The sequence below is a fragment of the Streptomyces sp. NPDC005803 genome (assembly GCF_040630435.1).
GTDB lineage: Bacteria > Actinomycetota > Actinomycetes > Streptomycetales > Streptomycetaceae > Streptomyces.
Genome location: NZ_JBEXXO010000004.1, coordinates 353,980 through 367,535, shown reverse-complemented (window position 1 = coordinate 367,535; position 13,556 = coordinate 353,980). Strand labels below are relative to the sequence as shown.

General features: G+C 71.4%; 12 protein-coding genes. 7 read left to right on the top strand and 5 right to left on the bottom strand.

Translation table 11 applies throughout. The annotated features are described in order from the left end of the window. Window positions 1-202 precede the first annotated feature (202 nt). The gene (locus ABZ454_RS08855; RefSeq protein WP_356323161.1) at window positions 203-412 is read left to right on the top strand and encodes a hypothetical protein; all 210 of its coding nucleotides are present in this window, start codon (window positions 203-205) and stop codon (window positions 410-412) included. A 58-nt stretch (window positions 413-470) separates the two neighbouring features. Here the strand turns inward: ABZ454_RS08855 and ABZ454_RS08850 are convergent, their stop codons facing one another. The 3 genes from ABZ454_RS08850 to ABZ454_RS08840 form a co-directional block, all read right to left on the bottom strand. Next, window positions 471-1,562, bottom strand: coding sequence for a trypsin-like peptidase domain-containing protein (locus ABZ454_RS08850; RefSeq protein ID WP_359536690.1), 1,092 nt, complete (start codon window positions 1,560-1,562; stop codon window positions 471-473). Between the two features lie 260 nt (window positions 1,563-1,822). After that, complete coding sequence (locus ABZ454_RS08845; RefSeq protein WP_359536731.1) at window positions 1,823-2,575, bottom strand: methyltransferase domain-containing protein; 753 nt, start codon at window positions 2,573-2,575, stop codon at window positions 1,823-1,825. An 89-nt stretch (window positions 2,576-2,664) separates the two neighbouring features. After that, a complete protein-coding gene (locus ABZ454_RS08840) occupies window positions 2,665-3,264 on the bottom strand; it encodes a DUF3043 domain-containing protein (RefSeq protein WP_356323157.1) in 600 nt (199 codons plus the stop codon). A gap of 295 nt (window positions 3,265-3,559) precedes the next feature. Here ABZ454_RS08840 and ABZ454_RS08835 point away from each other — a divergent pair, with 295 nt between their 5' ends. The 5 genes from ABZ454_RS08835 (at window position 3,560) to ABZ454_RS08815 (ending at window position 10,070) form a co-directional block, all read left to right on the top strand. Then, window positions 3,560-4,339, top strand: a complete 780-nt coding sequence (locus ABZ454_RS08835) for a PspA/IM30 family protein (RefSeq protein WP_356323155.1) — start codon at window positions 3,560-3,562, stop codon at window positions 4,337-4,339. Between the two features lie 9 nt (window positions 4,340-4,348). Further along, window positions 4,349-4,627, top strand: coding sequence for a hypothetical protein (locus tag ABZ454_RS08830; protein WP_356323153.1), 279 nt, complete (start codon window positions 4,349-4,351; stop codon window positions 4,625-4,627). 162 nt (window positions 4,628-4,789) lie between these two features. Then, window positions 4,790-6,058: a histidine kinase gene (locus tag ABZ454_RS08825; protein WP_359536686.1), complete on the top strand. Its 1,269-nt coding sequence runs from the start codon at window positions 4,790-4,792 to the stop codon at window positions 6,056-6,058. Continuing rightward, on the top strand, window positions 6,055-6,750 hold the full coding sequence (locus tag ABZ454_RS08820) for a response regulator transcription factor (protein WP_359536684.1): 696 nt from the start codon (window positions 6,055-6,057) through the stop codon (window positions 6,748-6,750). The genes ABZ454_RS08825 and ABZ454_RS08820 overlap by 4 nt, the downstream gene beginning before the upstream one ends. A 164-nt stretch (window positions 6,751-6,914) precedes the next feature. Further along, on the top strand, window positions 6,915-10,070 hold the full coding sequence (locus ABZ454_RS08815) for an efflux RND transporter permease subunit (protein WP_359536682.1): 3,156 nt from the start codon (window positions 6,915-6,917) through the stop codon (window positions 10,068-10,070). An 86-nt stretch (window positions 10,071-10,156) separates the two neighbouring features. On the opposite strand, the gene nadA is transcribed toward ABZ454_RS08815, so the two are convergent. Next, window positions 10,157-11,353, bottom strand: a complete 1,197-nt coding sequence (gene nadA / locus ABZ454_RS08810; protein ID WP_359536681.1) for a quinolinate synthase NadA — start codon at window positions 11,351-11,353, stop codon at window positions 10,157-10,159. Between the two features lie 224 nt (window positions 11,354-11,577). Here nadA and ABZ454_RS08805 point away from each other — a divergent pair, with 224 nt between their 5' ends. Beyond that, window positions 11,578-11,934, top strand: coding sequence for an iron-sulfur cluster assembly accessory protein (locus tag ABZ454_RS08805; protein WP_030970782.1), 357 nt, complete (start codon window positions 11,578-11,580; stop codon window positions 11,932-11,934). 88 nt (window positions 11,935-12,022) lie between these two features. Here ABZ454_RS08805 and ABZ454_RS08800 read toward each other — a convergent pair whose 3' ends face one another. Beyond that, the gene (locus ABZ454_RS08800; RefSeq protein ID WP_359536679.1) at window positions 12,023-13,486 is read right to left on the bottom strand and encodes a hypothetical protein; all 1,464 of its coding nucleotides are present in this window, start codon (window positions 13,484-13,486) and stop codon (window positions 12,023-12,025) included. Between the last annotated feature and the right edge of the window lie 70 nt (window positions 13,487-13,556).

Sequence of the window (13,556 nt, the reverse complement as noted above, 5' to 3'; positions counted from 1 at the left end):
GGTGCGCGACGTGGGTGCGGCCGGGCGTACGCGGCCCCTTTCCGGGGCAGGTCCGGAGCACGGGCGCCGCTCCCGGCAGGCCTCGCCCCGGCGCACCGGTCCCGCCGTGAGGAGCGCGCGTGCCGGGCGGCGCGCGACGGGGCCGGGCCCGCCGGGAGGGGCACTAGGCTGCGGACGGAACAAAGTGACCCAGGAGGCGGACATGGCGTGGACGTGGCGGTTCGAGAAGTCCGACGGTACGGAGACGGAGCCGGCCCTGCAGCCGGAGGAGTTCACGACACAGGGCGACGCGGAGTCCTGGATCGGTGAGTACTGGAAGGAACTCCTCGACGGCGGGGCGGACCAGGTGACGCTCTTCGACGACACGACGAAGATCTACGGCCCGATGAGCCTCCAGGCCGAGCAGAGCTGAGCGGGACGACGGGCGCCCCTCCCCGGTCTGCGGGGAGGGGCGCCGGCGTTCCTGGCCCTCAGATCTCGCCGAGCGTGACCTGGGCCGTCTTCTTCGCGCCGCTGCGCACATACGTCACGGTGACCTTCTGGCCCGGCTTGTCCGGGGCCAGGGCCTCCGAGAGGGACGTGATCGTGGTGACGGGCGCGTCCCCGACCTTGGTGATGATGTCGCCGACGCGCAGCCCGGCCTTCTGCGCCGCGCCGCCCTCCGACACGCTCACGATCGCGACTCCGGCCGGCTGGTAGCTGTCGTCGACGACCGTGCGGCCGGTGATGTTCAGGGCGGCCCGGCCGGAGTCGGTGACCTTGCCGTTCTTGATGATCTGGTCGGCGACGGTCTTCACCATCGAGACGGGGATCGCGAAGCCGATGCCCGGCGCCGCGCTGTCACCCATCTGGGGGTCCGCCGCCGCCAGCGTCGGGATGCCGATGACCTCGCTGTTCAGGTTCACCAGCGCGCCCCCGCTGTTGCCCGGGTTGATCGCCGCCGAGGTCTGCACCATGTTCGCGATGGTCGCGCCGGTGCCGCCGCCCGCGCTGCTCTCGCTCACCGTCCGGCCGAGCGCCGAGACGATGCCCTGGGTGACGCTGCTGGACAGCCCGAGCGGTGAGCCCATCGCCAGGACGATCTGGCCGACCTCGACCTGATCCGAGTCGCCGAACTTCGCGGCCTTCAGGCCGTCCGGGACGTCGTTCAGCTTGATGACGGCCAGGTCCTGGTCGGGATAGGCGGCGACCAGCGAGGCGCTCAGCACCTTCTCACCGGTGGCCACGGTGACCTTGAACGTCTTCTCGTCACCGACGACGTGGGCGTTCGTGACGATGTGGCCCTTGGCGTCGTAGACGATGCCCGAGCCCAGACTGTGGGAGGCGTCGATCTGCACCACCGACGGAAGCACGTCCTCGATGACGGCCTGGTACTCGCTCTGCAGATCACCGGTGGCCTTCGAGGCCGAGCCCTGCTGGGTCGATCCGGACTCCGTCGCGGCGGCGTCCGGGGTGGGGGGATTCGAGTCGGAGCAACCGCTCACCAGCGCGATCGCGCAGACACCTGCGGACAGGGGCAGCAGCAGCCGGCGCGCGAGGCTGCGGGGGTGGAAGGCATCCATGTCCGGATTATTACGTTCCGCCCCCTTGGCGGCCCGTCGAGCGCGCCCGCCCGGGGCCTCCCCGCGCAGGCCTCGGGCACGCCCGGGTCCGCGCCGGAACCCGCGACCCGGCCTGATCCGGACAAGACGCCGAGAAGCGGCCCAGCCCCGTACCCCGCACGGACACAGCAGCGTGGGAAGGACCTAGCCCCGCGCGGACACAGCAGCGTGGGAAGGACCTAGCCCCGCACCCCGCACGGACACAGCAGTGCGGGAAGGACCTAGCCCCGCACCCCGCACAGGTGCAGCAGCGCGGCCACCCCGCGGTACGGATCCGTCCGCCCCGCCCGGTCCTCCGCCGACAGCACCCGCTCCAGCACCGCCGCGGGCGGCAGTTCCACGTCGTTGCCCACGTTGTCCGTGAAGACGCGTACCCCGTACCAGGCGTGCAGGGGGGCCGCGATCCCGGCGAGCGTGGCGGTGAGGGCGTCGAGCCGGTCCGCGCGCACGGAGAGCCCGAGACGGTTGGTGTACCGGTCCGTGTCGAACGCGGCCAGTGCCGTGTCCCAGTCCCCGGCTGTCCCCGGCCGCATCGCCAGCGCGTCGGCGTTGCGCACGAGCAGCGACAGCAGGCCGCCGGGCGCCAGCATCCTGGCCAGACCGGCGAGCATGGCGTCCGGTTCCTGGACATACATCAGCACGCCGTGGCAGAGCACCACGTCGAAGCTGCCGGGCAGGAAGTGGACCCCGGTGTCCTGGCCGTTGCCCTCGATGAACCGGACCCGCTCACGGATGCCCGCCGGCTCGCCGCCGAGCGCCTCGCGGGCGACCCGCAGCATCTCCGCGTCGGACTCGAGACCGGTGACGGTGTGGCCGGCCCGCGCCAGGCGCAGGGCCTGCGTGCCCTGGCCCATGCCGACGTCGAGGATCCGCAGCCGCTGCCCGACGGGGAAGCGTGCCGCGATCTGTTCGTCCAGCTGGCGGGCGACCAACTCCTGGCGCACGGTGTTGCGGAGCCCGCCGAGCCCCTTCAGCCACACCGACGAAGCCCCCGAGAACCCGAAGACCGCCTGGCCCGGCCGGCCCGCGGACACCCCGCCGGCCGGACCGGAAGAATCCGTACTCAGGGCCGCTCTCCGCGCTTGACCTGCGGCTTCGGCAGCCTGAGCCGACGCATCTGGAGCGTGCGCATCAGGCCGTACGCCACCGCGCCACGCTTGGGCGTGTCAGGGAAGCGCTCGTTCAGCTGCTTGCGCAGACGGAACGTGAGCCCGATCGAGTCGACGACGATCAGCACGATCACGCCGAGCCAGAGCAGCAGCGAGATGTTCTGGATGCCCTGCACCTGGATCACGCTGAGGATCAGGATGACCACGGCGAGCGGCAGGAAGAACTCCGCGATGCAGAAGCGCGAGTCCACGAAGTCGCGGACGAAGCGGCGCACCGGGCCCTTGTCACGGGCCGGCAGATAGCGCTCGTCACCGCTGGCGAGCGCCTCACGCTGCTTGGCCATGTCGACCCGGCGCGCTTCGCGCTGCCGCTTCGTGGCCTCCTTGCGATCGAGCGGCGCACCACTGGAGGCACGACGGCGCTGCGACTGGGCGTCGCTTCGCTTGGGGGTGGGGCGACCTTTGGGGGCCTGCGGGTCGCGGGACGTCTTGGAGAGGTCCGCCGTCACCTTGTCGGTGGGGGCCTTCTCTTCCTTGGAGCGGCTACGGAACACAAGGCCCAAGGGTACGGGGTCGATCGGCACGACCCCAGGCCGGCCGGGAACGATCCGGCAACGGCCTGCGTCCTTGCCCGTGTACGAGCGGGACGATACGGGCGCCCCCACCGGTTTCCCTGACCGTCACCTACTCCCTGGGCTGGAGCGGTCACCCGGGCAGTCGTCCTTGGGGAGGACCCCATCGCCGCTCGAACAGTGCGGTAATAGAGACAGGGCCCGTACTGTGGGTTCTGTTGGAGTGCTGGAGCCCAGTTGAGTCAGAAGGGGGCGCGCGCAGCCCATGAGCGGTGTCATGAAGCGTATGGGAATGATCTTCCGCGCGAAGGCAAACAAGGCCCTTGACAGGGCCGAGGATCCGCGCGAGACCCTCGATTACTCGTACCAGAAGCAGCTGGAGCTGCTTCAGAAGGTACGCCGCGGCGTCGCCGACGTGGCGACCTCGCGCAAACGGCTGGAGCTGCAGCTGAACCAGCTGCAGGGCCAGACGTCCAAGCTGGAGGACCAGGGCCGCAAGGCGCTCGCGCTCGGCCGCGAGGACCTGGCGCGTGAGGCGCTGTCACGCCGCGCCGCCCTCCAGCAGCAGGTCACCGACCTGGAGACGCAGCACACCACGCTGCAGGGCGAGGAGGAGAAGCTCACTCTCGCGGCCCAGCGGCTGCAGGCCAAGGTGGACGCCTTCCGTACGAAGAAGGAGACCATCAAGGCCACCTACACGGCCGCCCAGGCGCAGACCCGGATCGGGGAGGCCTTCTCGGGCATCTCCGAGGAGATGGGCGACGTCGGCCTGGCCATCCAGCGGGCCGAGGACAAGACCCAGCAGCTCCAGGCGCGCGCCGGCGCGCTCGACGAGCTGCTCGCCTCCGGCGCCCTGGACGACCCGACCGGCATGGCGAAGGACGACATCGCCGCCGAGCTGGACCGGATCTCCGGTGGTACGGATGTGGAGCTGGAGCTGCAGCGCATGAAGGCCGAACTGGCCGGCGGCTCCACCTCGCAGCAGGCCATCGAGGGCGGCCCGCAGGATGCCGCCCAGCAGCAGGACCGGTCCCCGCACAAGTTCGACAAGAATTAAGGCAGCGACATGATCGTACGGATCATGGGGGAGGGCCAGGCAGTCCTGGCCGACAGCCATCTCGCCGAGCTCGACAAGCTCGACAACGAACTGCTCGCCGAAATGGAGAGCGGCGACGGCCCCGGCTTTCGCTCCACGCTCCACGCGCTCCTCGCCAAGGTGCGCGAACTCGGCACACCCTTGCCGGACGACTCCCTGGAGCCGTCCGAACTGATCCTGCCGTCGCCCGACGCGACCCTCGAAGAGGTCCGCGCCATGCTCAGTGACGACGGGCTGATCCCCGGCTGACCGCCGGCAGCTCCAGCACCCCGCACCCTCGTGCCCCGTGGACCGGCCCGCCGGCCCACGGGGCACGGTGCTGGTACGCGCCGGGCGCCGGCCCGCTCCCCGTTACGGGTCCGCCGCCCGCGCGCACCGAGGTCGCTGCGACACGCCGTAACGTAGCTTGACGTGACCACCCTCGGAACCGGGGTTCTGCGCATGCGGAACTGGCTGCGCGACCATCCCCTCGCGCTGGACGGCGCGCTCGCCCTGGCCGTGTACGTGGCCATGGTCGTCGGATCGTTCGCCGATCCGGGCGCGCACCACGGGCCGACCTTCGGCACCCGCGCGCCCGCGCCCGGCAGCGTCGTGCTGATGGCGCTGGGCGCCCTCGCCCTGGTCTGGCGGCGCCGCCGTCCGATGGCCGTGCTCGCCGCCACCGGGGGGCTGGCCGTCGTCGAGCTGGTGGCGATCGATCCGCCGGCCCCCGTGGTGATGAGCACCGTCATCGCGCTCTACACCGTCGCCGCCCGCACCGACCGGCCGACGACCTGGCGGGTCGGCCTGCTGACCATGGCCGTGCTCACCGCGGCCGCGATGTTCTTCGGCTCGGCCCCCTGGTACAGCCAGGAGAACCTCGGGATCTTCGCCTGGACCGGGATGGCGGGCGCGGCCGGGGACGCGGTCCGCTCCCGGCGCGCGTTCGTCGGCGCGATCAGGGAGCGCGCCGAACGGGCCGAGCGGACCCGCGAGGAGGAGGCCCGGCGCCGGGTGGCGGAGGAGCGGCTGCGGATCGCCCGCGACCTGCACGATGTCGTCGCCCATCACATCGCCCTGGTCAACGTGCAGGCCGGGGTGGCGGCCCACGTCATGGACAAGCGCCCCGACCAGGCCAAGGAGGCGCTCGCCCATGTCCGGGAGGCGAGCCGCTCCGCGCTCAACGAACTGCGGGCCACCGTCGGGCTGCTGCGCCAGTCCGGCGATCCGACGGCGCCGACCGAACCCGCCCCGGGCCTCGCCGTCCTCGACGCACTCGTGGAGACCGTGCGGCGGGCCGGGCTGCCCGTCGAGGTGGCCTGCGCCGCGGAGGGCCCGCCGCTGCCGGCCGCCGTGGACCTGGCCGCGTACCGGGTGATCCAGGAGGCGCTGACCAATGTGCGCAAGCACGCGGGCCCCGGGGCGAAGGCCGAGGTCAGCGTCGTACGGGTCGGGGCCACGGCCGAGGTCATGGTGCTGGACAACGGCCGCGGCACCGCCGACCGCGCGGGCGGCGACCTCGCCGGCGGTGGCCACGGCCTCCTCGGCATGCGGGAACGGGTCACCGCTCTGGGCGGCACCCTCACCGCCGGGCCCCGTTACGGGGGCGGCTTCCGCGTCCATGCGATCCTGCCCCTCAAGGCCCGGGCGCAGGAGCCGGAACAGCCGGGCGCGGCGGGCCGGACGGGGGAGAACGCATGACACCGGCCATCAGGGTGCTGCTCGTGGACGACCAGGCGCTGCTGCGCAGCGCGTTCCGGGTGCTGGTCGACTCGGAGCCGGACATGGAGGTGGTCGGCGAGGCCGCGGACGGGGCGCAGGCGGTGGAGCTGGCCCGCTCGGCCCGCGCCGACGTGGTGCTGATGGACATCCGGATGCCCGGCACGGACGGGCTCACCGCGACCCGGATGATCAGCGCCGACCCGGAGCTCTCGGACGTGCGCGTTGTCATGCTCACCACCTTCGAGGTGGACGAGTACGTGGTGCAGTCGCTGCGGGCCGGCGCCTCGGGCTTCCTCGGCAAGGGGGCGGAACCGGAGGAGCTCCTCAACGCCATCCGGATCGCCGCGGGCGGCGAGGCGCTGCTGTCACCCGCCGCGACCAAGGGCCTGATCGCCACGTTCCTCGCGCAGGGCGGCAGCGCGGACGACGGGGGGCCGAGCGCCGCCGAGTACTCCGCGCGCCTGGAAGCCCTGACCACCAGGGAACGCGAGGTGCTCGTGCTCGTCGCGGGCGGGCTCTCCAACGACGAGATCGCCGAGCGCCTCGTGGTCAGCCCCCTCACCGTCAAGACCCATGTGAACAGGGCGATGGCGAAGCTGGGCGCCCGGGACCGGGCACAACTGGTGGTCATCGCGTACGAATCGGGCCTCGTGCGTCCACGGGTGGAGTGAGGGTGCAGCCGCGACGTACTCCACCTGCGGTATGCGCGGCATAAGAAAGCGACCTGGGACCGACGATTTCGGTCGTGGCGATGAGCGATCGTATAGCTGGGCCGGGTCTGTCCCCGTGTTACCCGCCCACCTGCCGCGTAAGCCACAGAAGAGAGACCTCACCCATGTCCTGGCTGTCCAGATTCAGCCTCGCGCAAAGGGCCCTGATCGGGCTGATCTCGATCGTCGCGCTCGTCTTCGGAGCGATCGCGATCCCGCAGCTCAAGCAGCAGTTGCTGCCCACCATCGAACTCCCGATGGTCTCGGTGCTCGCCCCCTACCAGGGCGCGTCCCCCGATGTGGTCGAGAAGCAGGTCGTCGAACCGCTCGAGAATTCGATCAAGTCCGTCGACGGTGTCACCGGCATCACGTCGACCGCCAGCGAGGGCAACGCCGTCATCATGGCGTCCTTCGACTTCGGTGACGAGGGCACCAAGCAGCTCGTCGCCGACATCCAGCAGGCGGTGAACCGGGCCCGCATCCAGCTGCCCGACGACGTCGACCCGCAGGTCATCGCCGGTTCGACGGACGACATCCCGACCGTCGTCCTCGCCGTCACCTCCGACAAGGACCAGCAGGCGCTCGCCGACCAGCTGGACCGCACCGTCGTCCCCGCGCTGGAGGACATCGACGGCGTCGGCCAGGTGTCCGTCGACGGTGTGCGGGACCTCCAGGTCTCCGTCACCCCCGACGACAAGAAGCTCGCGGCGGCCGGACTGAACAGCGGCTCGCTCGCCCAGGCGCTCCAGGCCGGCGGCGCGACCGTCCCGGCCGGCTCCTTCTCCGAGTCGGGCAAGAGCCGCACCGTCCAGGTCGGCGGGGCCTTCACCTCGCTGAAGGAGATCGAGGACCTGCGGGTCGCCGGCCAGGACCCGGCGACGGGCAAGCCCGGCAAGCCGGTCCGCGTCGGTGACCTCGCGACGGTGAAGCAGGAGCCCGCCACCGCGGTCTCCCTCACCCGTACGAACGGCAGGCCGAGCCTGGCCGTCATGGCGACGATGGACAAGGACGGCAGCGCCGTCGCCATCTCGGACGCCGTGCGGGACAAGCTCCCGGACCTGCGCAAGGACCTCGGCTCCGGCGCCGAGCTGACCGTCGTCTCCGACCAGGGCCCCGCCGTCTCCAAGGCGATCTCGGGCCTGACCACCGAGGGCGCGCTCGGCCTGCTCTTCGCGGTCATCGTGATCCTGGTCTTCCTGGCCTCCCTCCGCTCGACCCTGGTCACCGCGGTCTCCATCCCGCTCTCCGTGGTCCTCGCGCTGATCGTGCTCTGGACCCGCGACCTGTCGCTCAACATGCTGACCCTGGGCGCGCTGACCATCGCTATCGGCCGGGTCGTCGACGACTCGATCGTCGTCCTGGAGAACATCAAGCGTCACCTCGGCTACGGCGAGGAGCGCCACTCCGCGATCATCACCGCGGTGAAGGAGGTGGCCGGCGCGGTCACCTCGTCGACCCTCACCACCGTCGCCGTCTTCCTGCCCATCGGTCTGGTCGGCGGCATGGTCGGCGAGCTCTTCGGCTCGTTCTCGCTGACCGTCACCGCGGCCCTGCTGGCGTCCCTCCTCGTGTCGCTGACGGTCGTCCCCGTCCTGTCGTACTGGTTCCTGCGCGCCCCCAAGGGCAGCGCCGAGGACCCGGACAAGGCCCGGCGCGAGGCCGAGGAGAAGGAAGCGCGCAGCAGGCTCCAGCGGATCTACGTGCCCGTCCTGGGCTTCGCCACCCGGCGCCGCATCACCAGCGTCGTCATCGCCGTGGCGGTGCTGTTCGGCACCTTCGGCATGGCCCCGCTGCTGAAGACCAACTTCTTCGACCAGGGCGAGCAGGAAGTCCTGTCCATCAAGCAGGAGCTGACCCCGGGCACCAGCCTGGCGGCCGCCGACGAGGCGGCCAGGAAGGTCGAGAAGCTCCTCGCCGACGACGAGGGCGTCAAGGACTACCAGGTCACCGTCGGCTCGTCCGGCTTCATGGCCGCCTTCGGCGGCGGCACGGGCGCCAACCAGGCCTCCTACCAGGTCACCCTGAAGGACTCCGCCGACTTCGACGCCACCCAGGAGCGCATCGACAAGGCCCTGGGCGAGCTCGACGGCATCGGCGACACCACCATCGCCGCCGGCGACGGCTTCGGCAGCCAGGACCTGAGCGTCGTGGTCAAGTCGGCCGACGCGGACACCCTGAAGAAGGCGTCCGAGCAGGTGCGCGCCGAGGTCGCCGAACTCAAGGACGTCACCGACGTCCAGAGTGACCTGGCGCAGAGCATCCCGCGGATCTCGGTCAAGGCCAACGCCAAGGCCGCCGACGCCGGTTACACCCAGGCCACACTGGGCGCGGCCGTCGCCGGAGCGGTGCGGGGCACCCCCTCCGGCAAGGCGATCATGGACGACACCGAGCGCGACGTCGTCATCAAGTCCACCCACCCGGCCACCACCATGCAGGAGCTGAAGGACCTCCGGCTCGGCGGGGTCGCGCTCGGCACGATCGCCGAGGTGAAGCTGGTCCCCGGACCGGTCTCGATGACCCGGATCGACGGCCAGCGCGCCGCGACCATCACGGCCAGGCCCACCGGTGACAACACCGGCGCGGTCAGCGCCTCGCTGCAGTCGAAGATCAACGCCCTGGACCTCCCGGACGGTGCCACCGCCACCATCGGCGGCGTCTCCCAGGACCAGGACGACGCCTTCGTGAACCTGGGGCTGGCCATGCTGGCGGCCATCGCGATCGTCTTCATGCTGCTGGTCGCCACCTTCCGGTCGCTCATCCAGCCGCTGATCCTGCTGGTCTCCATCCCGTTCGCGGCGACCGGCGCGATCGGCCTGCTCGTCATCACCGGCACCCCGATGGGCGTCCCGGCGATGATCGGCATGCTGATGCTGATCGGCATCGTGGTGACCAACGCGATCGTGCTCATCGACCTGATCAACCAGTACCGCAAGCAGGGCATGGGCGTCGTCGAGGCGGTCGTCGAGGGCGGCCGCCACCGTCTGCGCCCGATCCTGATGACGGCGCTGGCGACGATCTTCGCCCTTCTCCCGATGGCGCTCGGCGTCACCGGCGAGGGCGGGTTCATCTCGCAGCCCCTGGCCGTCGTGGTCATCGGCGGTCTGATCAGCTCGACGCTGCTGACACTGCTCCTGGTGCCGACGCTGTACACGATGGTGGAGCTCTTCAAGGAGCGCCGCGCGAGGAAGAAGGCCGCGAAGCGGGCCCGGAAGGCCGGCCTCCCGGACCCGGCCGGGGCGGAGGAGACCTCCTCCGAGGAGCCGGAACCCGCGAAGGCCTGACCCGCCCGGTACGACAGAAGAGGCCTGCTCCACGCGCGTGCGTGGGGCAGGCCTCTTCGGCTGTGCGGGGTGCTTGAGCGGTACCTCTACGGCAGCGCCAGCATCCGCTCCAGCGCCAGCTTCGCGTACTTCTCCGTCTCCGGGTCGACCTCGATCCGGTTGACCAGCTTGCCCTCGGCCAGCGACTCCAGCGTCCACACCAGGTGCGGCAGGTCGATCCGGTTCATCGTCGAGCAGAAGCAGACCGTCTTGTCGAGGAAGACGATCTCCTTGTCCTCCGCGGCGAAACGGTTGGCCAGGCGGCGCACCAGGTTCAGCTCGGTGCCGATCGCCCACTTCGAGCCGGCCGGGGCCGCCTCCAGCGCCTTGATGATGTACTCCGTCGAGCCGACGTAGTCCGCGGCCGCGACGACCTCGTGCTTGCACTCCGGGTGCACCAGCACGTTGACACCGGGTATGCGCGCCCGCACGTCGTCGACGGACTCCACCGAGAAGCGTCCGTGCACCGAGCAGTGCCCGCGCCACAGGATCATCTTCGCGTCGCGGAGCTCCTCGGCGGTGAGGCCGCCGTTCGGCTTGTGCGGGTTGTAGAGGACGCAGTCCTCCAGCGTCATCCCCATGTCCCGGACGGCGGTGTTGCGGCCCAGGTGCTGGTCGGGGAGGAACAGCACCTTCTCGCCCTGCTCGAAGGCCCACTCCAGGGCGCGCCGGGCGTTGGACGAGGTGCAGATCGTGCCGCCGTGGCGGCCGGTGAAGGCCTTGATGTCGGCGGAGGAGTTCATGTACGAGACGGGCACGACCTGCTCGGCGACGCCGGCCTCGGTCAGCACGTCCCAGCACTCGGCGACCTGCTCGGCGGTGGCCATGTCGGCCATCGAACAGCCCGCCGCGAGGTCCGGCAGCACGACCTTCTGGTCGTCGGTGGTCAGGATGTCCGCGGACTCCGCCATGAAGTGCACGCCGCAGAAGACGATGTACTCGGCCTCCGGCCGGGCCGCCGCGTCCCGGGCGAGCTTGAACGAGTCACCGGTCACGTCCGCGAACTGGATGACCTCGTCGCGCTGGTAGTGGTGCCCGAGGACGAAGACCTTCTCCCCCAGCTTCTCCTTCGCCGCACGGGCGCGCTCCACCAGGTCCGGGTCGGACGGGGAGGGCAGATCGCCGGGGCATTCGACGCCCCGCTCGCTCCTGGGGTCGGCGTCGCGGCCGAGCAGGAGCAGCGCGAGGGGCGTCGGCTGGACATCGAGGTCCTGGACGGGGTGGGCCGTGGTCACGTCACGCACCCTTTCTTCTCTGCGGAGAAAGCCTTTTCGTCTAATTGACGCTATCTATCATATCCGGTTCACGTCACTTTGACGATGCCGATAGCGTCGATGTGACGCATCCGCCCGGGGGGCCGGTGTGCGAGCATGAATGGAACAGGCAAACGCTCGGCCCGGAATGAATCCGCGGTCCCGACGGTTGCAACGTCGGCAAGCAGTCTCCGTACAACCCGGGAGAGAAGCAGATGTCCGTATCGGACGAGACCACCACCGTGAGCGACGGCATCCTCCTGTCCGACGCCGCCGCAGCCAAGGTCAAGGGCCTGCTGGAGCAGGAAGGCCGCGACGACCTGGCACTGCGCGTCGCCGTCCAGCCCGGCGGCTGCTCGGGCCTGCGGTACCAGCTCTTCTTCGACGAGCGTTCGCTCGACGGTGACGTCGTGAAGGACTTCGACGGCGTCAAGGTCGTCACGGACCGGATGAGCGCCCCGTACCTGGGCGGCGCCTCCGTCGACTTCGTCGACACCATCGAGAAGCAGGGCTTCACGATCGACAACCCGAACGCCACGGGTTCCTGCGCCTGCGGCGACTCCTTCAGCTAGAGCGCGAAGCGGTAGCGGCACGACAGTACGGCGGCGGCCCCGGATCGGAGATCCGGGGCCGCCGCCGTCGTCGTGTGCGGGTGTGGTCTCAGCCGCGCGGAACCACGGTCCCCGACGCCGCGTCGACCACGTTCCGCTCGCCCAGCGGCTGGTCCAGCGTGACCGTACGGGTCAGCTCCTTGGCGATCATGATGCAGACCTTGCCCGCGGCCGGCTTCGACTCCGTCACGGACACCCGCACCGCGCCGCCGTCCTCGCTCGCGCTCGCCGCGTACGTGCTGCAGACGCCGCCCCAGAACGTCACCGAGAGCGTCCGCCCGTCGGTGCGGTACGACTGGACCGTGCGGCCGGACTCGGTCGTCCCACCGCCGTCCGGGGTCTTCTCCGAGGGACCGTCCTTCGTCAGGTACGCCGGATCCACCGCGACCTGCGTGACGGTGTCGCCCGTACCGCCGGCGCCCGGCCGGACCGTGAAGAGCCAGGACGGCACGAGCAGCTGCTTCCCGTCCACGTACCGGGCCGCCAGGCCGAACGTCGCCTTGTCGACCGTCACCGTCGTCGTGGGCGGCTCCGCCCCGGTCCGCTTGCCGCAGCTCATGCCGGGGCCCTTCGCGCCGTCCTCCAGCGGTGCGGGAGTGGCACAGCCCCCGATGTCCCCGCCGCTCGGCGGCTGGGCGGCGTTCAGCTGCTTCAGCGCGTCGTCCGCGCCGATCACCGGATACTCGGCGCCCTTCTCCAGGCCCTTCAACTGCCCGCTGCCACCGACCACTTCTCCGTCGGGGCCGACCTGAATGCCGGTCGCCCAGCCGTACGTGGGCAGCCCGCCCACCACCGGGTCGGCGTTGACCACCCGGACCGAGCCCATCAACTGGCGGGCGTCGAGGGCGGCGTCGTCCTGGCCGGCCGCCTTCAGTACCGGTACAGCGGCGGCCTTCGCTGCCTTCTCGCTCACCGGCGAGCCGGAGCCGCCCGGGGCCACGGGCTTGCCCGCGCAGGAGGCGCCCTTCGCGCAGTCGTCCGTGCCGCCGGAGCCGTACCGGGCGAACGTCCAGGTCCCCGGCGCCTGCTTCGTCACCCGCAGCACCGGCCCCGAGCCGTCCCCGCCGGAGCCCACGCTCCAGGACGTGCCCTCCGCCCGCGGGGTGCCCGGCACGCCCAGGGCCGCGGCCAGCCGGGCCACGTCGGACGCCGGGACGGTGCCGACGGCGCGCCGGACGGCCGCCTTGCCCGGGCCCTCCGGCAGGGCGCCGGACGCGCGGTAGACCAGCCGGCCGCCATGCGGATCGGGCTCACCCGGAGCGATGCCCTGCGTCGGGGCCGAGGGCCGGGGCGAGGGCGTGTCCGCGCCGCCCGCCGGCTCGTCCAGGGAGAGCGGCGGGGGAGTGCCGGTGGCGCGTTCCGCGGCGCTGTCGTTGCCGCCGTCCGCCGCCGTCGCCGCCCAGTACGCGCCGCCGCCACCGGCCAGGAGTACGGCCGCCGCCACCGAGGCCACGGCGAGCGGCGAGCGCCGCCGGGGGCCGGTCACATCGTTGTCGGGTCGCTCGGTGCTCACCGGTTCGCTCCTTCACCGTCGTAGGCCCGTCCGCTGGTGCGGACACGGTTGGGACGGGGCGCGGGCGCGC